The sequence below is a fragment of the Sphingobacterium athyrii genome, assembly GCF_003071065.1.
Classification (GTDB): Bacteria; Bacteroidota; Bacteroidia; order Sphingobacteriales; family Sphingobacteriaceae; genus Sphingobacterium; species Sphingobacterium athyrii.
On the sequence record NZ_QCXX01000009.1, the window covers coordinates 237,149 to 256,004 of the forward strand.

The 18,856-nt window shown below is 39.0% G+C and carries 17 protein-coding genes and 1 pseudogene; 5 read left to right on the forward strand and 13 right to left on the reverse strand.

Annotated features, from left to right (window positions below):
- Positions 1-535: 535 nt before the first annotated feature.
- From msrB to DCO56_RS25900, 12 genes and pseudogenes are all read right to left on the reverse strand, one after another.
- Positions 536-1,624: a peptide-methionine (R)-S-oxide reductase MsrB gene (gene msrB / locus DCO56_RS30125; protein WP_108636576.1), complete on the reverse strand. Its 1,089-nt coding sequence runs from the start codon at positions 1,622-1,624 to the stop codon at positions 536-538.
- A 6-nt stretch (positions 1,625-1,630) separates the two neighbouring features.
- Positions 1,631-2,074 (reverse strand): DUF417 family protein, encoded by a 444-nt coding sequence (locus DCO56_RS25845; protein WP_108636661.1) that lies wholly within the window; start codon positions 2,072-2,074, stop codon positions 1,631-1,633.
- Positions 2,075-2,159: 85 nt separating this feature from the next.
- Positions 2,160-2,429 (reverse strand): hypothetical protein, encoded by a 270-nt coding sequence (locus DCO56_RS25850; protein WP_108636577.1) that lies wholly within the window; start codon positions 2,427-2,429, stop codon positions 2,160-2,162.
- Positions 2,430-2,440: 11 nt separating this feature from the next.
- On the reverse strand, positions 2,441-2,992 hold the full coding sequence (locus DCO56_RS25855) for a sigma-70 family RNA polymerase sigma factor (RefSeq protein ID WP_108636578.1): 552 nt from the start codon (positions 2,990-2,992) through the stop codon (positions 2,441-2,443).
- An 83-nt stretch (positions 2,993-3,075) separates the two neighbouring features.
- Positions 3,076-3,393 (reverse strand): annotated as a pseudogene (locus DCO56_RS30130) (DUF3784 domain-containing protein); the annotation flags it as partial.
- Positions 3,394-3,425: 32 nt separating this feature from the next.
- Positions 3,426-4,508, reverse strand: a complete 1,083-nt coding sequence (locus DCO56_RS25865) for a hypothetical protein (protein ID WP_108636580.1) — start codon at positions 4,506-4,508, stop codon at positions 3,426-3,428.
- 385 nt (positions 4,509-4,893) lie between these two features.
- Positions 4,894-5,397: a hypothetical protein gene (locus tag DCO56_RS25875; protein ID WP_108636582.1), complete on the reverse strand. Its 504-nt coding sequence runs from the start codon at positions 5,395-5,397 to the stop codon at positions 4,894-4,896.
- A 264-nt stretch (positions 5,398-5,661) separates the two neighbouring features.
- On the reverse strand, positions 5,662-6,159 hold the full coding sequence (locus tag DCO56_RS25880; protein WP_108636583.1) for an anthrone oxygenase family protein: 498 nt from the start codon (positions 6,157-6,159) through the stop codon (positions 5,662-5,664).
- A 93-nt stretch (positions 6,160-6,252) separates the two neighbouring features.
- Positions 6,253-7,026, reverse strand: coding sequence for a helix-turn-helix domain-containing protein (locus tag DCO56_RS25885; RefSeq protein ID WP_108636584.1), 774 nt, complete (start codon positions 7,024-7,026; stop codon positions 6,253-6,255).
- Between the two features lie 98 nt (positions 7,027-7,124).
- The gene (locus DCO56_RS25890) at positions 7,125-8,210 is read right to left on the reverse strand and encodes an NAD(P)-binding domain-containing protein (RefSeq protein WP_108636585.1); all 1,086 of its coding nucleotides are present in this window, start codon (positions 8,208-8,210) and stop codon (positions 7,125-7,127) included.
- Positions 8,211-8,223: 13 nt separating this feature from the next.
- Entirely contained in the window at positions 8,224-9,246 is a 1,023-nt protein-coding gene (locus DCO56_RS25895; protein ID WP_108636586.1) for an LLM class flavin-dependent oxidoreductase, read from the reverse strand.
- Positions 9,247-9,501: 255 nt separating this feature from the next.
- Positions 9,502-10,536, reverse strand: a complete 1,035-nt coding sequence (locus tag DCO56_RS25900; protein ID WP_108636587.1) for a hypothetical protein — start codon at positions 10,534-10,536, stop codon at positions 9,502-9,504.
- A gap of 284 nt (positions 10,537-10,820) precedes the next feature.
- Between DCO56_RS25900 and DCO56_RS25905 the strand changes: the two genes are divergently transcribed.
- From DCO56_RS25905 to DCO56_RS25925, 5 genes are all read left to right on the forward strand, one after another.
- Positions 10,821-11,483: a hypothetical protein gene (locus DCO56_RS25905; RefSeq protein WP_108636588.1), complete on the forward strand. Its 663-nt coding sequence runs from the start codon at positions 10,821-10,823 to the stop codon at positions 11,481-11,483.
- Positions 11,484-11,774: 291 nt separating this feature from the next.
- Positions 11,775-12,839: an IS110 family RNA-guided transposase gene (locus DCO56_RS25910; protein ID WP_108634995.1), complete on the forward strand. Its 1,065-nt coding sequence runs from the start codon at positions 11,775-11,777 to the stop codon at positions 12,837-12,839.
- 182 nt (positions 12,840-13,021) lie between these two features.
- A complete protein-coding gene (locus DCO56_RS25915; protein ID WP_108636589.1) occupies positions 13,022-13,330 on the forward strand; it encodes a hypothetical protein in 309 nt (102 codons plus the stop codon).
- A 118-nt stretch (positions 13,331-13,448) separates the two neighbouring features.
- A complete protein-coding gene (locus DCO56_RS25920; protein ID WP_108636590.1) occupies positions 13,449-13,670 on the forward strand; it encodes a methyltransferase type 11 in 222 nt (73 codons plus the stop codon).
- Between the two features lie 178 nt (positions 13,671-13,848).
- Entirely contained in the window at positions 13,849-14,706 is an 858-nt protein-coding gene (locus tag DCO56_RS25925) for an alpha/beta hydrolase (RefSeq protein WP_108636662.1), read from the forward strand.
- An 87-nt stretch (positions 14,707-14,793) separates the two neighbouring features.
- Here the strand turns inward: DCO56_RS25925 and DCO56_RS25930 are convergent, their stop codons facing one another.
- Positions 14,794-18,786 (reverse strand): hybrid sensor histidine kinase/response regulator transcription factor, encoded by a 3,993-nt coding sequence (locus DCO56_RS25930; RefSeq protein ID WP_108636663.1) that lies wholly within the window; start codon positions 18,784-18,786, stop codon positions 14,794-14,796.
- Between the last annotated feature and the right edge of the window lie 70 nt (positions 18,787-18,856).

Here is an 18,856-nt window from a genome sequence, read left to right on the forward strand (position 1 = left end):
AAGTTGATCACTGCGAAATTAAACCCATGGACAATAGTTTGTTATCTTTTTGACTAAATAATATAGCAAATAAAACTAATTAAATTAGTTTTATTTGCTATATTTGAACATGAATTGAAGGTGGATGAAGATGTTTTTGTATAATGTTTTAGCGTCGAACAGTATATATAATGCGCTATGACATCTCATTGTACATAAAGAACATTGGTTGCTCATTATTCTTGCATGTTCGTTGCCTTCAATTCTTATAAATCCAAGCGATAAATAAAGTATACGTGACAAACTGGTAAACAGCTGAGAGATAAAAATTCCAAGGAATCCTGGATCGTTCTTTCGGTGTAGCTTGTTAGCTGGGAAGCCATTTACTAATCCATCATATGTTTATTTTTAAAGCCAGGTTTTTTTACCTGGCTTTTTATCCTATACATCTTATACGTTTACGATAGGTTTATACATTTATGATCGGTCACCATGTAGGAGAGCAGATAAATGAACTTTTTTCCTCATTAAAAATAGGACTATTATGAGTAGGATATTACTTTGATTTATCGCTCTTCTCTAATAAGGGAATAAATTTCTCATAGCCTTGTGCTTTCATCTGATCTTTTGGGACAAAACGTAAAGAAGCACTATTGATACAATACCGCAATCCCCCTTTTTCGGTCGGCCCATCATTAAAAACATGCCCTAAATGCGCATCACCGGTTTTGCTTCTTACTTCGGTTCTGCTCATCCCAAAAGACTTATCGTTTTTTTCGGCGATTAAACTATCGCTAATCGGCTTGGAAAAGCTGGGCCACCCACAATCTGACTCAAACTTATCCGTCGAAATAAATAAGGGCTCGCCGGTCGTAATGTCAACATAGATACCTTCCTTAAATTCATTCCAGTAGGCATTGTCAAATGCCTTTTCGGTCGCATTGTTTTGCGTAACATCAAATTGTAATGGCGTCAATTCCTTTTTCAAGATTTTTTTATCTACCTTATTGTAACGAGTGGGCGGGTTTGCTTGCCGGGCTTTTTCAAATAAATCCGCCGGAATATGGCAATAGCCTCCCGGATTCTTTCCTAAATAATCCTGATGATAATCTTCAGCAGTATAGAAATTACGTAATGCGGCAATTTCGACGACAAGTTTGGAGTTGTAGTTTTTAGCAAGCCGTTCGATTTCTCCCCGGATTATTTTTTCATCCTCTTTTTTTGTAAAGTAAATTCCGGTTCTATATTGCGTACCTATATCATTCCCTTGTTTATTCAAACTTGTTGGGTCAATCGTTTTAAAGTATAAGTCAATCAACAATTTCAAATCAGCTTTGGTCGGGTCGTAATTGACTTTTACAGTTTCAACAAAACCAGTATTGCCCTTGGATACTTGTTCATAACTGGGGTTGGCTACTGTTCCATTCGCATAACCAACCTCGGTGGCAGTTACGCCTCTTATTTGTTTAAAATAATGTTCTGTTCCCCAAAAGCAACCTCCAGCAAAATAAATCTCCTTGGTTTGACTGTAATCTACGGTGCTTTTTTCCGAAACTGATGCCTCTTTTCCATATTGTGAAAAGCCTATTTTTACTATCGCGAAGCCAAAAAGGACGAGAATAGTAATGGTCGATATAATTTTCATGATCTTTTATTTGTTAGCTGATTGTAGTAAATTGATTCCATATCCAAGAAATAGTATGTCCTTGAGGATAAAAAAGTCCGTCACCGGAACCCCGTCTACGTATCTCAACATATTGGGGCTTGTAAAAAGATAACTGAGGGTCATTGTAAAAATAATGCATACCCCTATACCGGTATATTTCCTCAGTTGATTGAATTTTAAACTTAGTAAAATGAGCAGGGCAACCAAGATTTCAATGACACCGACAATACTGGAGATTGTTTGTGCACTTAGCAGGCGATACAACCAGGAAGAAAGTGGATGATTTGCTATTAATGGCTTTATGGCCATTGCCTCCGTCGCTGTAAACTTGAATATTCCAAGCCAGAGAAGAAGGAGTACAACGCCGAACGTGGACATGTAAAATCCGTATTGCGATGACAATGTCATGGAATTTTTCGTTTGTGTCATGAGATGCATTTTTCTAAAATTTAAATTGTTATTATTGTTTCTCTATTAGTAGCATGCACGTCAAATTCCTGACAAAAAAATCTTGTTATTTCAGTTTTTCTTTTAATTTATCTTTAAATAGTTGTAAATCAGTTTTGTTGAATTTTTCTGGAGCGTCTTGCGTAAATATTTTTTTCATCAGATCTTCCATTACATTTATCTTACGGTTATAGGCGTTGCACCATTTGCAGATCATGAGATGCGCGCTCAGACGTATTTTTTGGAAAGACGTGATGCTGCCGGCATTTCGCTTTTCAATGAGTAGCGTTGCCTGCCTGCAGGGCATGAAGAGAATATGTATGAGTCGCCTTACCATTGTTTACGAAATCATAAAATGTTAAACCAATTAAATTCCAGACACTCCCGAAGTTGCATACGGCCACGTTGAAGGATCTTCCACAGGTTAGTTGCCGTAATGCCAGTTTCCTGACATACTTTGTCCGCTTTTTTTTCTTCCAGGTAATAAAGCTTTACCGGGATAAGCCATTTTAAAGGCAATTTATCTATACACTCGGCCATTACTTTATTGAAATCATTGTTGTCAAGCAGATTTTCGTCTTTTTCATTCCAGTCTTGTAGGATATCATCATTTTTCCACGATCCTTCCTGATCAAAATATCGGTCCAGGGGAACATTGTCTATGTGTCGATATTTTTTGCGGTAAAATTCAGCAACTTTATTTTTGAGAATAGCCATGAGCCAGGTTTTTACACTGCTTCGACCTTCGAAAGAGGAGTAGGATTCAAATGCGGAAATAAATACATTTTGGACAATATCCTCTGCATCCTGTTTGTCAGATAATAAAAAAAGTGCGCTATCGAGAAGGGTATCACTATAGGCATCAATCCATTGCTGTATGTGCGTCGCACGTTTATCCATCTAATCTATGATAATGGTATAAAATTAGAAATAGTTTTTGATACTCTTTATTTTATCCCAATGGATTAAAAACTTTCGAGGGTTCAGTTTCTTAAAAACTGAAAGACAATTACCAGAAGCAATATAAAAAGTAAGCATATCACAATAAGTGATAGATTGTATTGTTTTCTATTTCTGCTTTTGAAAAAGCGGTTCGCTTTCCAGATAAAATATATATAGGCTAAGAATGGGTAAGTAACACTAAAAATCTGGGCCCAATGGGGGCTAATGGTAAACAATAGGAAGCAGAAGATCAACAAATAAGAGCCCGCCAACGATAGGTGGAATATTTTGAAATAGGGAATAAATGCCTTTATATCAAATAGCTTTTTTTCTTCCGGTGAAAGGCTGTTATATCCAGAGAGTGAGGAGTAACCATATACTTATCCGATAATCAGTTCCACTGTCTGTATTTTTTGGGGATTAAAGGAACTCCCTTAGGAAAATAGAGCCCATCGAAATCAAAATAAAAGAAAGTTCCGGTTTCGGAATGTCTGATTTGCAGAAGAGCTTCTAGATTTTTGGATGTACTGATATACCGGTAATCGAAGTGATCATTTCCTAGTACGGGAGCATTTCCCTGTTGGGTGTTAACTAATACCAGTTGTCCTGGATCGTCTGTTGCTGGTATTAAACTAAATTCATTGTTCAGTACAATTGTTCTGTTTTGAGGAATAAGTATTTGGTTTGCCATACCGGGAGGAGGTATCATACTGCCGCGTAGTTCAATTTTCTGGTTGAATAGTTTGGCAATTGCCTCATGCTCATAAACCGTAGTGCCTAACTTTTTAAAACTGGTATTGTAAACTTCAATGGTGTAACTCGATTCGGGTATACCGTATTTCTGACCAAAAGTACGTTGGATTGCGGTTTTGCTTCCAAGCACAAATCCGATCAGGGTCAAAGGCGCATTTACGTTTATTCCGTATACGAGATCAAAGCTTTCAAATTTGGGTAAGGAGTTTACTGGAGTAAAACCATCATTGGCGGCCAAAACATCGTAGGTTTCATCATCTTTTAGCGCCCAGAGATACTGTTTGTCATCCACACTTCCATTGTCCCAGGAATCATGATTTGGTTCGATTTTTTTGTATGATGTTGTAAGTTGTATCGGCGAACCTGCGGAATTTAAGAGAACAGAATTTCCGTTTACTTTAAAGTGATAATAACTGTCTTTGTTGATTCTTAAAAGACCACATGTTCGATCCAGACGTCCAACAAACTGTTCTTCTCCAGAACGTGCATCAATGACCTGGTCTTCACCTTCATTTTTCGCTATGATATAACTTTGAAAATCTCCAACCACATCATAATTACCGGGGCCGTCCACAAAAGCATCGGGAGGGATAAGTTCCGTTCCCGAAACGTTCAATAAACCTAATTTACCTTCGAATTTGAAAGGAACAAACTGGGAATGCTCCTGAGCATAGGCACAGGAGAAAAATAAAAAAATACTAAAAGTGAAAATAAACTTCATTGTAAACTGACTTTTGACATTCGGCGTCGATCGTGCGCACTTTCAAATTTAAATTTACAAAAATAAATCTATTCAACTATTTAAGTTTTTTACTTATGTCGAATGTCGTTGAGATTAGCTTGCGCGGTAGTGACTGGTGTCACACCACGCTACATTTAATGTTCAAAAAGCCATTTTATTCCTACGACCAACATTACGATTACCGCGATGATGTATTTTACCTTAATCACTTGTTGTTTTCTGTATGCAAGGTAAATTCCCAGTGCCATGATCAAGGCAATTGCAATAATTATCCATCCAAATGAGAAACTGTTTCCAAGTTGAATACTTATCATATTTTTATTCTTTTTAATAATGTGTTTGATCGGATTTGCGGGATCGTGCCTTAGTCTTTTTCAAATGTCACGTCCGTTATCTTGTAGTTGAAATTAGTTTTGTCGCGCTCAGCTTCAGGCTTTTCTAATTCATTATAATGTACGGTGCCGGTCATTTTAAACGTAGTATGTGTGTCGAGATTGGTTTTCTCCCCATTTTTATCAATCACATGGAAATTTTTGAGTGTATAGTTCTTTTGGTCCGCCGGAAGTTCAAATAGAACACTGTTGTTTTCTGTTCCAACCGGTAGTATCACGCTGAATGCTGTAAATTTTTCGGAGCTGATCGCATGTGGTTTTACAACAAAATTCATTGCCATTGTCTTTGATTTACCCGATGAAAAGGTAAAGGATGGAGCGTCGAACTCACCAATGAGCTCAATAGTCTTGTTATGGTTGTCGTAGTTGGATTCCATTGCCTTAATTGTATCTACTGATGTACCATTGCATGATAATAAGGATGTTAAACTCAGAGGTGCAAGTAACAAGGCTGGAATTATTCTTTGTATTTTCATAGAATTATGTTTTTATTGATTTTGATTAGTTTATACTCAATATAATTTTATCCGCGTTTTTTTGTTCTTATTTTTCATAAAAGTACAATAGAATCTGTGGCCTTTTATAGCTGGATTTAAATCCGTTGTGAATAAATTTAAATCCGTAAGCTCTTTTGCTTTTTTTGTTTTTGGCGGGATCAGTTTCCTGTGGTAGCTTGGGCCGTCCGCCCAGGTTTTTAGAAAATGGTGTGGAGTAATTTGAACGGGATCCTGTGTTTTTTGTTAATCTTTAGACCTGAAAAAAATCAGGCTCATGATTAGAGAAACTAAAGTGATAAAGGAGAATACGGTTCGTATATTGTTCCAGAATACCCAAGGATCTTCAATGAGAAGGCGTATCCGATGTATCGCATCCGATGAAGCTGTTGAAATATCGAACGAATCCAGTTGGTTGTTTAGGGGAACGTTCTTGGTGCCGGTAATCATAAGTACACCGATAATATAACTTAAGCATGCGGTCAAAATCAAATAAAATTTCGGCGATGACAGGTCAAAATACAATACTGACGAAACAATTAATAACAATGGCGCTCCCAGAAAGCAGCTGTAAAATACAGGATTTAAGATTTCTCTGTTGATGTTTTGCATCGCCATCAAGTAGGACTTATCATTCAATTTATGAAGCCCTAGATTGACAGAGAATGTATAGGCGAAAAATAGGCCTGATATTAATGCAGAACAAGTTGCTGTTGCTGCTAAAATGATTTCATGTAGTTTCATTGCTTTTGAATTTAAATAGATAACGATTTTTTAGTTTTCTCTACGTAAAATTCGGCATCAATAAGCTTTCAGAATAGAATAAAAACGACAATTCTAGATTTTGCCAAACGTGTTAGGAGTTACTCCTGTAAAGGCTTTGAATACCCGGATAAAGTGTGATTGGTCGGCGTATCCATTCGTATAAACGATATCATTTATCTTGCTGAAATCTTTTGTCTCCAGTTGGTTGAGTGAAGACTGAAATTGGACTATTTTCGCAAATTGCTTCGCGGAGATCCCCGTTTCTTTGAGAAATCTTCGTTCGAGTGTTCGAATGTTCAACTTTTCTTTTTCAGCGATTTCTTTGATAGGAATTATCCCTCTGCTGTCAATGATGTATTGGATTACTTCTCTTACCTGGAAATCAAGTTTGTTCCTTTTCTGTTCAAAATAATCGAGCAGTAAGTTTATGGTAATCCTGATCTTTCCCTCCATAGCTGAGGTCAATAGGATTTCTGAAATGATCTTATTGATATCATTTTTGGGCCCATTAGTTAGATAATGGCAGCTGTCATTGATATCTTGGGGATTGATTCCCCAAAAAGCTCGTAAAACAAATGGATAAAATTGAAAAATAATGATTTGAAAATGACCGTTCACGTGGATGGAGATGGGCTTGATCGTTTGGCCATATAAAAAGATTGTTGGCATTTTTTTTCCATGCGGCTGTATGGTTAAACCATTTTCGGTTTGATGGAATAGAAGTCCGGGGTATCCATCCGCAAAGAACGGCAGGACGGTTTCTGGGGTATCTTTGTTTTCGAATACGAGAATATTTTTGACAAACAAGGCAATGGATTGATCTGGAATAATATTTTGGATATCCATCGTGACAACTGTTTCTGTATGAGATTTTAAATAGGCTTAAATATAAAGAGATTTTTACTGATCTGGTAATCCTGGTTAGGTGCTGACCAAAAATAACACTACAAAAGATTCAATGTTTTTACAAGTTCCCTTGCTGCTGCGCTTCCCGCGCGGTTGGCTCCGATCGTGGAGGCCGAAGGACCATAACCAACCAAATGAATTCGAGGCTCCTTAGCAACCATTGTCGCAAGGCGACCGTTCATTAAGATGCCCCCATTTTCTTCTTTAGGTAATACTGCGTCCAAATGTTTCAATGAACTTTTAAATCCGGTGTTCCATAAGATAATATCAGCCCTTTCTTCTCGGCCGTCTTCCCATTTTACGCCAGTCGCTGTAATTTCGCTAAACATAGGAAATCTCGTGAGTACACCTCGTTTTTCCATCGCTTGAATTTCGGTGGAATAGGGAAGGCCCGTGACCGACACGACCGACAACGGCGGCAATCCCTGTCTGACCCGTTCTTCGACCATCGCCACAGCATTGTGACCGGCCATATCATCAAAAGGTCCTTCACGGAACAGAGGCGGTCGTCGGGTGACCCACGTTGTGGTTGTCACTGCTGAAATCTGATCCAGCAACTGGATGGCCGATATTCCGCCGCCGACAATGATAACGTGTTTATTTCGAAAATAGTCCGTTGTTTTGAAGTCTTTTGTATGCAATTGTTCCCCTTGAAATAAATCTGCTCCGGGATAATATGGAATATAAGGGTTCTCCCAGGTACCTGTGGCATTGATAATGCCTTCCGCGGAAAATAGGGTCTCCGCAGTGTCTATGTGAAAACGTTGCCCATGTAGGGAGACCCGATCCACTTTGACTGGACGATATACCTGTAACCCAAACCTCTTTTGATAGCGATCGAAGTAATTTGGAACAGCAATATTTGCCTGTACTTCAGTCTCCTTGTTTGTCAATGTTTCCTCAAAAGACATGCCCGGCAAGTCATGGATTTTGTTTACTGTGCTTAGCGTCAGCGAAGACCATCGAAACTGCCAGGCTCCGCCGGGGGAAGGGGCTTCATCCAGAATAATGAAGTCACGATTAATTTCCAATCCCAGTTTCTTCAGATGGTAAGCTGAAGAAAGACCGGCTTGGCCAGCACCAATTACTGCGATTTTGGTTTTGTAACGAATGTTATTTATCATTTATAGGAGATCGCTAACGCCAGCCTAATTCAGGTGCGACATGTTCTAAAATAGCGGAAAGCACATGGACATTGTAATCCACACCTAAGGTGTTTGGAATTGTTAAGAGAACGGTGTCTGCTTCTTGGATGGCCTCGTCCTGAGCCAGTTCTTTGACAAGTTGATCAGGCTCGGCGGCATAACTGCGGCCAAAAATAGCACGTTTGTCCGCTTCTATAAAGCCAATCTTATCGGCCCGATCCGACTCCTGCCCAAAATAATACTGGTCTAAGTCATCTACCAACGCAAAAATTGACCGGCTCACGGAAACTCTAGGCTCTCCGGGATGCCCGGCCTCTTTCCACGCTGCTTTATATAAACGTATCTGTTCAGCCTGTTGTATATGAAAAGGTTTTCCATTTTCATCATATTTCAATGTCGAACTTTGTAAATGCATTCTGTTGTGAGCCGCCCATACTGCTGTAGCATTCGATGCCGCTCCCCACCAGATGCGGTCACGTAATCCCGCAGCGTGTGGCTCTAGTCTGAGCAGGCCCGGAGGGTTCGGGAACATCGGGTAAGGATTGGGCTCGGCAAAACCTTTCCCTTTAAGTTTTTCCAGAAATTCCAGTGCCTTCCTGCGTCCCATATCAGCATCAGTTTCCCCTTCAACGAGCTCGTAACCAAAATAGCGCCAACCGTCTATCACCTGTTCGGGTGAACCCCTACTAATTCCTAATTGTAACCGACCTTCCGAAATTAAATCTGCTGCTCCCGCATCTTCCACCATGTATAGTGGGTTTTCGTAGCGCATATCAATTACTCCGGTACCTATTTCAATCGTACGGGTCTTGGCGCCAATGGCAGACAGTAAGGGAAAAGGAGATGCCAGCTGGTTCGCAAAGTGATGGACTCGAAAGTAGGCTCCGTCTATGCCTATTTCTTCTGCTGCTACGGCCAGATCGATGGACTGAAGCAAGGTGTCACTTGCTGTCTGCGTACTGTAAGCCGGATGTTTGGACCAATGTCCAAAAGATAAAAATCCTATTTTCTTCATTCGTCGAGATGGGATTTGATGTTTATCAAATTTAATAAATCTACACTGATCTGTGAGCTGGGGTTTGTCCTATGGATGTCAATAAAATCTGCAACTGGAAGAACTATCCCTTAATTGCCATTTGGCAATTAAGGGAGCTTATAAATGTACTAATTTTGTATATGGCTTACCTGATAATAGAATAGCTATGACACCTGAGAAATTATTAAGACAGATTGATTTTATCAAGGAGATTGATAAACTGAAATACATTCCCTATTTACTTGTTTTCTTTACCTGTAAATCAAAAGTATTGGTATACCCCAAAATTTCGCCCGTGGTGATATGCATGGCAAGATAACTAAGCGGGTAAGTGAAATTATCAGAATTGCTTTCCATTCGAAGGTTTAACGCTGAAATTGTATTTTTGATCTCCTGAAAATTGACAGCATGACGAATAAAGGTATCCCTACTTCCATCTCGATAGTATACAAGTAGTTTTGTTGCACTGAGAACTTGCTCATCCATATTATCCAATGAATTTCCTTCTAACAATTTATCAATAGCTCTATTCATGTCAGGTCTTGTGAAATCGCCTTCCGCTGCGATGACCAGTTGATAGCCATAATTGACGGATAGAATAAAATAGGGTGAATAACCCAATTTCTTGAGATTATTCAGGTCTGACTCCCCGTAATTTGAGAAATAATCAACTTGATCGGTATCCAAGGTTAATCTCCTCACCAATGTGTGTCTGAAAGTACTGTGAGTCTTTTGGACCGTTGTCGAATCACTATGCCTGACAAGATTGAGCACTTTTTCAATATCCCTATTTCGAGGGATATATAATTGTATCTCAGCATAATCTGAAAAATCTCTTGAATTCATTTCTAATGATCCCGAGAGGTTAGTGTTCTTGAATAAATTAGCATAATTCAATATGTTCACATAGGACGGTAAAAAATGGCCAATTTCCTCTTTTGCTGAATTCGCCATGACATAAATAGGAAAGTTTTTTGCTTTGGACTGAATGTTTTCCAAATGCAAACCCTTTGTTGTGTCCTTAAGGTTCCAAAGGCTCCCTAAAAAGAGTTGTTGATCCACTGTTTCATCTACAAAGTGCTCTTTGACCATAAAACTCACTGATTTGCGTTCAAAGACTGAGTCCTTAGGTTTGGGAACAATAACCTTCGTTGTGTCTATTGGCGTGGGCGGCTCTATTTCTGGTTTGATCACAGGATCTTTTGTGCAACTTGAAATTAAGCCCAGTCCAAATACGAATAAAAGTAGTGTCCAATTTTTTAGAAGCATTTTTTAATTTATTAGTTATATAAACAAATATGCTTATAAAATATGTAAATGTTTTTGTTTATTTAAAAATTACACATTTGTGTTTAATTTTTCTATTTTAAATTAGTTTGTGGCTTTTGCCGAAACCTGATGAAGGTGCTATTCATATTTTATTTTTATTTAAACGAATATTAAATCAACTGCTGCGAATTGTAAATGTAAAGTGATCGTAGAAATGGTATTGTATACATTTGTCTCAAGATAAGTGTAAAAGTAGTATAGTAGTACATCTAAAAACCAATATAATGGATACAGCGCAACTTAGCAAATTTGAGCACGACAGCACAATTATCGAGAAGTATGTAAAAAGTTCAGCGTTTGGAAGGAATAAAGTCGTTTATGTACCATTTGTGATCGGTATAGGCTTGCTCTGTTTTCTGGCATTGGCGATTTTTGGAGGATTGATCGAAACGATTGGTATCGGTGTTATTACTTTGTTGTCTGCGATTGTTGTTGTCTGTTTTATTTTGGTTGCGGTCATTAATCGTTCTGCAGGTAAAAAGCTTTCTCAGGAAACGCAGATAGCACCTGTCTGTATTGCAAAGAAGGTTTATGGAAATGATATGCAAAATATTTACTATTGTATTTATAGTACTGGTGAAAAGAGGCATGACGGAGTGTTTATAGATACAATTGCCGAAAAAATTTTCGCTATCCCCGGAAATACCGATGATAAAATAGAAAGAGACCTTTTAGAACTATTTAAGATCGATTTTGCCAACCCCGGAGAATTTGCCAAGAAACTTCCCTTAGCGTTTACCAATGGGGTCGAAGTATGGAGACGACAATTTGCGCTGGGTGCATTATCCAAAGATGCACAGCGACAAATAGAAGGTAACGCCGGGCAGTTTGCTGTGGTGGCGATCAGATCAGAAAACCCACGCATATTAACAGAACAGTTTTCTTAAGAAGCCATTTAAATCAATATACTAACGAAGCCACATTTTTTCTAATGTGGCTTTTATTTTTACTGAGAAATTAGAAAAGGTCATTATATTGTTGTTATACAAAATGTATTGGCTGTTCGTGTGAGACGAGATGTGGCTAGGTAAACAGATCGTTATACCGTAAAAAAGGAATTGTCCACACGATTTTATTCTCAGGAGTCTGAACAGTACTTAAGGCCGCTATTTCGAGCCTGGATAAAACAAAAGGATAGACGAAGGAGGATTAAGTCGATACGATTTAAATTCTTGACTATGGCTATTAGTAAACAATGCATTGGGATAGATATCTCAAAAGCGACATTCACAGCATGTCTGTGTCAGTGTTCAGATGATGGAGAATTAGTGTTCTCCAAGACAGTGGATTTCAGTAATGATAGCAAAGGGTTCAACCAGTTTCTGCGTTGGGCCAAAGGAGTCATTGCGAAAGATGCAGCACTTGTTTTTTTGATGGAGGCTACCGGTGTGTATTATGAGAACCTTGCCCACCATCTGCATAAGATTAAGAAAAGGGTTCATGTTGTTCTTCCCAATACGTCAAAGCACTATTTTTCGAGCCTCAATATCAAGACCAAAACGGATGCTGTTGATGCACGGATCCTGAGTCAATTCGGTGTAGAAAGGATCCATAAAGCATGGAGTCCTCCTCCACCAGTCTTATTGCAGCTGAGAAATCTGACCAGATACCATGTCCAGCTACAGGAGCAGAAAACGGCATTAGGTAACATCAAACATAGTAAGGACTGTTCGCATGCTATCCAGATCTTTATACTAAAAAGCAATAAAAAACTTATTTCTGAGATAGATAAGGAGATTGGCAGATGCATCGGGGAAATCAACAGGCTGGTAAAGTCAGACCTGGGGCTCCATAAAAAAATAGAGAAGCTTGCAACAATAAAGGGGATTGGAATGATCACCATGGTTACCATTCTTGCCGAAACAATGGGGTTTGAACAGTTCGGTAGCGCCAAACAACTTGTCAGCTATGCTGGATACGATGTTGTTCAGCGGGAATCTGGGACATCTGTAAAAGGAAAAACCAGGATCTCGAAAAAGGGGAACAGGTATATCAGGAATGCGCTGTATTTTCCGGCTATGGTAGCTTGTAGGCATAATTCTGTGCTAAAGGAAGCTTACACGAGAATCATCCAGAAAAAGCCGTCAAAAATGGTCGGACAGGTTGCCGTACAGAGAAAATTATTAATCTTAATGTATACACTTTGGAAAAATGATACCGTGTTTATAGAAAATTATAAAGTAAGTAGTCCCGATCCGAAAACCGAGACTACACTAGATAGTTCAGAAGCTGAACTTCTTTAGAATACAAAAATACTTTTTTGTCTAAATATTTGGAATTTAAAACAGTACCTTTTTTCTGTTTGTACGATTTGCACTTCATTTTATGCCGTTGGCTTCTGGGATCAGAAGTGTTGCCTCTTCCTTTTGGACAAAATATGCAGTAGATTTTATTCGATACGAATGACTAAATAAAGAAAAGCATCATGTTGTTAAAAGGGAAAAAGAGTTCGTTTACCGAGCTAAATGTGCCTTTCACCGAAAGTGTCTGGGAGAACTTGCTCTCTTTTTGGAAATTAGGTATTAATAATTTAGCTTCTACAGGTATGGCACATCTTTTTAATGCATTGATTCTCTTGTTATTTGTAGCAATTATAGCGTTGTTTTCAAATACCGGGGAAAAGAAAGATAACGAAGTTTTTCATAATGTTTTACAAGTCTATCGTACGGATTCAGTATCTACAGATGGGCCGAGGTATCCAACAGATTTACAGCAGGTATTAAAGAATAAATAGTAAAGATCTGAAAGACAGATCAACAGGATGTTCACTTACGTGAAAACAGTGATTGAAAGGAATTTGAAAGGCTAAGCAAGTTATTTGCGAGCGATAGAATTTAGTGAAATATAATACAATGAAAAGGGTTGAAATATTTAAAACGAATGTCTGCAAATACAGGGAAGCACAACAAATCGTCACGACGCTTCTGGGGTTGTTCTCCGCATATAAAATTAACTTTGATCTTGATGATGATGAAAATATTTTAAGAATAGAGTCTTCTCAGTCGGAGATAGACGCCAGTAGAGTTATGAAGCAAATGTTTGACTGGGGGTATGAATGTGAACGGATCGTGTAATAATTGCGCTGTGGGGATAGCTTGATATGATCTATAACGACAACAGGAAATAAATATTAAAATTGTATTTTATTGATTTTTAAACTTACTTTCGAAGTTATTATAGGCCATTGCCATGTTTTTTTGTCAAGGAGATCTACTGCATGGAATCGGGCTTATTTATAATATAACATTTGAAATGAAGCGTACAATTTTATTTTTTTTAACCTTACTCATCTGTCATTATTGCGCTATTGGACAGACCAAAGACCGTGATTTGACCATCGGTAAATCCACTACTCTACATTCAAATATTTTAAATGAGGACCGAAAGATCAATATTTACCTTCCGGATAATTATGCGGAAAACGATACGATGACCTATCCGGTTGTGTATGTCCTCGATGGTGGTATGGATGAAGATTTTTTTCATATTGCGGGGATCGTTCGTTTTGATACACAACCTTGGATAGCGCGGTTTCCCAATAGTATTGTTGTGGGAATTGAGGGCAATACCCGTAGACGTGATTTTACATTCGCAGTTCCTGATATTGACTTCTTGGAGAAAGAAGGATTTCAAAAAGCTAGCTTTCCAGCCTATGGTGGATCGCAAAAATATATTACGTTTCTTAAAGATGAATTACTGCCTTACATTGGTAAAAACTATAAGACAAAAACACAAAGAACCGTAATCGGTGAGTCTTTGGCAGGCCTTTTCTCGGCAGAGCTCCTGCTTAAACTGCCTGATCTTTTTGATAATTACATTATTATTAGTCCGAGTTTATGGTGGGGGCAACAGGAGCTTTTGAAAAATACCGAAAGGCTATTAAACGCTAACCTAAGAAAAAACGTGCGGGTTTACCTCGGAGTTCCCAATAAGGATGAAGATCTTAGAATGTATCGTGATGCCGCGGCGTTTTACAATATTCTGAGCAACCATAAAAAGATAGAGGTTATTTTTGACTATATGCCCGATGAATTACATTCAACCGTTATCCATCAGGGGGTGTATAATGCGTTCAGGAAATTATATCCAAAAACAGCTTATTCGAAGTAATCTTCGACAACTTGGGTTAAACACTTTTTGTGGGGCCTTAATGTGCTTTGAATTTATCCAACTATTGTTTTATTAGCGGCCTATGTTTTACCTAGCTTGTAAACGCGATTGTTGAATAAATTCTTTTGGCGTCAAATTGAATGCTTTTATGAATGCTTTTGTGAAATAGGATGCCGAGCTAAATCCCACAAGAAATGCCACTTCGTTAATGCGATAATCCGATTCAATCAGTAACGTGCAGGCACGTTTTAGCCTGTAATTTCGTACATAGTCGCCAGGGGAAGTTCCGCTAATCGCTTTCAATTTTCGTTGAAAATTAGAACGGCTGATTTTAAATATATCCACCAGTGATTCTACATTGAATTGTTCGTCTGAAAGATGTTTTTCGATTTCAGCGTTGAGCTGTGTTAAGAATGCATCATCATGGGCATTTGTGGCCAAAGAAGAATAAGAAGATAATGGTGAAGCATGGAAATTCTCCAATAAATATTTCCGGTTTTGTAGTAAGCTGCTGATTTGTGCTTTTAGAAAGGTCATCGAAAAAGGCTTTTCAATAAATACGTCGGCGCCGGAAAGTAATCCTTCAACTTTCGTTGCATTTTGTATTTTGGCAGATAGAAGAATAACAGGTATATGCGAATAATTAATGTCATTTTTTAAACGCTTTACAAATGTAATTCCGTCAATCTCTGGCATCATGATATCGGAGATCACAAGATGATAAACTTTATTGTCTAACATGGTCAGGGCTTTTGACCCACTATCAGCAATATCAATATGATACGATACGGCTAACGAATGGCTAATAAAAGCCGTAATGTCCGGATTATCGTCAACCACTAAAATCTGGGTGAGATTGTATTCCGGCCTGTCAAGTGGAATCGGCTGTTCCTCAATTATCGGACCTGTAGCTTCATGGGCGAGTTGCATGCTCCTGATTGTGAAAATAAACTTAGCACCTCGGGGCAGCATATCTTCAATTTTTATCTCAGCACCCAGCCGGTTCGTCAGATGTTTGACCAAGGATAGTCCGATGCCAGTTCCACTGCGGTCTTTATTTGTGCTAAGCTGGTAAAAGGGATCAAATACAAGCTTTTTAAAGTCATCCGGTATTCCTGGACCGTCATCCGAGACTGTAATCGTAAAAGATTTGTCCGAGTTTCTTTTCAGGTTGATCAAAATATAGGAATGTGCGAATTTCGTCGCATTGGTCAGTAGGTTACTCACAATTTTCATCACAGCATCCAGATCGGTTTCAATAATCAGGTCTTGATCCTGGGGAATTGATAGATCGAAACGGACCCGGTTGCGGTGTACTGATTTTCTGAACCTATCGTAGAGATCTTCTAGCAAATTTTTCAAATTTACAGATTCAGGGCTTAGTGGCGGTCCATTCCCATCCATTTTGCGAAAATCAAGTAACTGATTAATCAACACGGTAAGCCGTTCACAATTTTTCTCTATGATCCGGAGATTGTGCATGGTTTCTTTATCTTCGTTTTCTTGTAGTATTATTTCTTCCAAGGGTGCTGTAATCAGGCTCAAAGGTGTACGGATCTCATGCGCAATGTTAGTGAAAAAGTCAATTTTTGATCGGAAGGATTTCTGTTCCTGTTCAGACTGGAAGGCCATTAAATCGCGAGCTTGCTTACGTTTGTTCGCCATGATATAATATCGTAAACAGACATAGCACAATGCAACGAATAGGAGTGCATACGTTATTTTGGCTGGCAAGGAGAGCCACAGCGGCGGTAGTATTTCAATTTGCACCGCCGCACCTTTTTCATTCCATAAACCGTCATTATTGGATGCCTTTATATGGAAAACATATGTTCCCGGCGAAAGATTGACGTAACTTACACTTTTGGTGTTACCCGCTGAAGTCCACTCATCATCAGCTCCCTCCAGTTTATAGGCATATTGATTCTTGGAGGGGGATGCAAAGCTCAAGCTTACAAAGGAGATATTGAATGAAGAAAATTGGTGGGTTAGTACAATCTTTTCGTTCTTGTTCAATTGAATCTGAATGTCTTTTTCTAAGTTGGGATTATGCTTGTTCAGTAATTGTATCTGTGTAATGAAAACATTTGGTACAGCTTGATTTTTGACTGCGCTAATTTCATCGGGATAGAAGCTTGTAAATCCGTTGATCCCGCCAAAATAAAACCGACCATCGCTGGCTTTGAAAGATGCTTTGAAATTAAACTGGTTCGTTGAGAATCCGTTCTCCGTTGTATAGAGTTTGTAATTTTTGGGATTGTCAGGATGAAAACAGATAATGCCTTTGTTGCTGCTGAGCCAAAGGTTGCCCAGGGCATCATCGAGTATGCCGTAAATCACATTGTTTGGCAAGCCTTGCGCTTGCCCGATATTGCGAAAGCTATCTTTCGTCTTATCATAAATGAATATTCCTTTTCCCTCACTTGAAAATAATAACCGATGTTGGCTATCAACATAAATACTGGTTAGTTTACTTGAAGAAATGGGATCATTTGGCCGGATCAAACTATAATGAACCCAAGCTTGCTTACGGAGGTCAAATTTTATGGGGCCTGATTGGTACGAGGCGAGCCAGATATTGCCCTCATCATCTTCTTTGATGTCATAGATAAACTGGGTGACTTCAGGGATACGGACAAATTTCTTTTTTTGCTGATCATATCGACTGAGCCCGGCCGGTGTTCCTATCAGAAGATCCCCTTTTTTTGTTTTAAACAGCGAAAAGATGCAATCATCGTTAATTGTTTCCGTATTGTTGGCATCATGTCTGAAATTTTGACGTTGACCAGTTGCCAGATTGTAACGATCAAGCCCGCGGGAAAAAGTGCCGATCCAAAGATGATCGCCATCCAGAAGCAGGGCATGGGTATTATGATAAGAAGCTTTTATCGGTTGCGAAATTTGTTTCTTTTTTTTGTCGTAGTAGTTGATGCCTCCATCTTCCGTTGCGATCCAAAGGTTCCCCTTAGTATCTTCACAAAATTGGCTGACAGCTTTTCCGGACAGAAATCCGGGGAGAATATCCGGGAAAAAGGTCTCCACAGAAAGTAATGCGGTATTGAGATAATTTATACCACCAAAATAAGTGCCGATCCAGATGGCATTTTCGCGATCTCTCGCGATGGAATAAACATTCTGGTCACTTAGACCGTGTTTATAATAAGGAATGTCTAATCTTTCGGACGTCCCCGTTTCAGTGTGAAACAGGAAGAGTCCGTCATCTGAACCAACAAGAAGCTGGTTTTCGCGAAATTCTCGCAGGGCACGGATATGCGTGACATAGGGATGGCTGGTATTATTTAGAAAGCGACTGAATTCGTTTGATTGTTTGTTGTAACGAAGCAGGCCCTGCGACCAGGTACCTAACCATAGGTCACCTTTAGGGTCTTCCCACATGGAAAGAATTTCAAATTGAGGATCTCCAACTTCGCTGAAAAGCGGGCCGACGATATCAAAATGTGCCTGCTGATTGTTGAAGCGAAGGAGCCCCAGACGTGTGGCTGCCCAAATAACACCGGAACGATCCTGTAGGATAGCCCAGGTCGCATTCTGCCCCAATCTGGCTCCCTTGAGTTGTAGCTGCGTAATTTTAGTTGTACTTGGGTTATATTTCCAGATGCCCTGGGACATGGTTGCAATCCAAAGACTTCCTTGCCGATCGACATGAAGGGCGTTAATAGCTGAGTTAAACGTTCCTTTGCCGCTTATGCTAAGCTCAATCTTTTGAAAGGCTGCTGTAATCTTGTCCATGATATACAAACCGTCGTCAGTTCCGATATACAAGTGGCTCGGCGATTTTTCAGCTATACTTCGGACAAAATTATTTCCTAATGACTGTTTCTTTTCCGGTTGGTAATGGTAATTTTTGAAGCTATTCCCATCGTAGCGATTCAATCCATCTTTCGTTCCGAACCACATAAATCCTTGCCTGTCCTGGACAATGCAATAGATCGTGTTTTCGGAAAGGCCATCTTCCACCTGCAATTTTCTAAAATGAAAATTTGAATAACGTTGTGCTTGGCAGGTGACCGAACAGACCAGATACAAAAAAACAATACCAAAAATGAGAACCCCTTTCATACCAACTAAAATAAAACTAATAAATGATTCTGTTGATATGGCTGATAACCGATAAATGGTCATTATCGGT

Bases quoted from the DNA above. Each gene is read 5' to 3' on its own strand.
- DCO56_RS25845 (WP_108636661.1), bottom strand. From the start codon at position 2,074: ATGACACAAACGAAAAATTCCATGACATTGTCATCGCAATACGGATTT.
- DCO56_RS25910 (WP_108634995.1), top strand. From the start codon at position 11,775: ATGGCTATTAGTAAACAATGCATTGGGATAGATATCTCAAAAGCGACA.
- DCO56_RS25920 (WP_108636590.1), top strand. From the start codon at position 13,449: ATGAAAAGGGTTGAAATATTTAAAACGAATGTCTGCAAATACAGGGAA.
- msrB (WP_108636576.1), bottom strand. From the start codon at position 1,624: ATGAAAATTATATCGACCATTACTATTCTCGTCCTTTTTGGCTTCGCG.
- DCO56_RS25855 (WP_108636578.1), bottom strand. From the start codon at position 2,992: ATGGATAAACGTGCGACGCACATACAGCAATGGATTGATGCCTATAGT.
- DCO56_RS25850 (WP_108636577.1), bottom strand. From the start codon at position 2,429: ATGGTAAGGCGACTCATACATATTCTCTTCATGCCCTGCAGGCAGGCA.
- DCO56_RS25865 (WP_108636580.1), bottom strand. From the start codon at position 4,508: ATGAAGTTTATTTTCACTTTTAGTATTTTTTTATTTTTCTCCTGTGCC.
- DCO56_RS25900 (WP_108636587.1), bottom strand. From the start codon at position 10,536: ATGCTTCTAAAAAATTGGACACTACTTTTATTCGTATTTGGACTGGGC.
- DCO56_RS25880 (WP_108636583.1), bottom strand. From the start codon at position 6,159: ATGAAACTACATGAAATCATTTTAGCAGCAACAGCAACTTGTTCTGCA.
- DCO56_RS25905 (WP_108636588.1), top strand. From the start codon at position 10,821: ATGGATACAGCGCAACTTAGCAAATTTGAGCACGACAGCACAATTATC.
- DCO56_RS25895 (WP_108636586.1), bottom strand. From the start codon at position 9,246: ATGAAGAAAATAGGATTTTTATCTTTTGGACATTGGTCCAAACATCCG.
- DCO56_RS25885 (WP_108636584.1), bottom strand. From the start codon at position 7,026: ATGGATATCCAAAATATTATTCCAGATCAATCCATTGCCTTGTTTGTC.
- DCO56_RS25930 (WP_108636663.1), bottom strand. From the start codon at position 18,786: ATGAAAGGGGTTCTCATTTTTGGTATTGTTTTTTTGTATCTGGTCTGT.
- DCO56_RS25875 (WP_108636582.1), bottom strand. From the start codon at position 5,397: ATGAAAATACAAAGAATAATTCCAGCCTTGTTACTTGCACCTCTGAGT.
- DCO56_RS25925 (WP_108636662.1), top strand. From the start codon at position 13,849: ATGAAGCGTACAATTTTATTTTTTTTAACCTTACTCATCTGTCATTAT.
- DCO56_RS25915 (WP_108636589.1), top strand. From the start codon at position 13,022: ATGTTGTTAAAAGGGAAAAAGAGTTCGTTTACCGAGCTAAATGTGCCT.
- DCO56_RS25890 (WP_108636585.1), bottom strand. From the start codon at position 8,210: ATGATAAATAACATTCGTTACAAAACCAAAATCGCAGTAATTGGTGCT.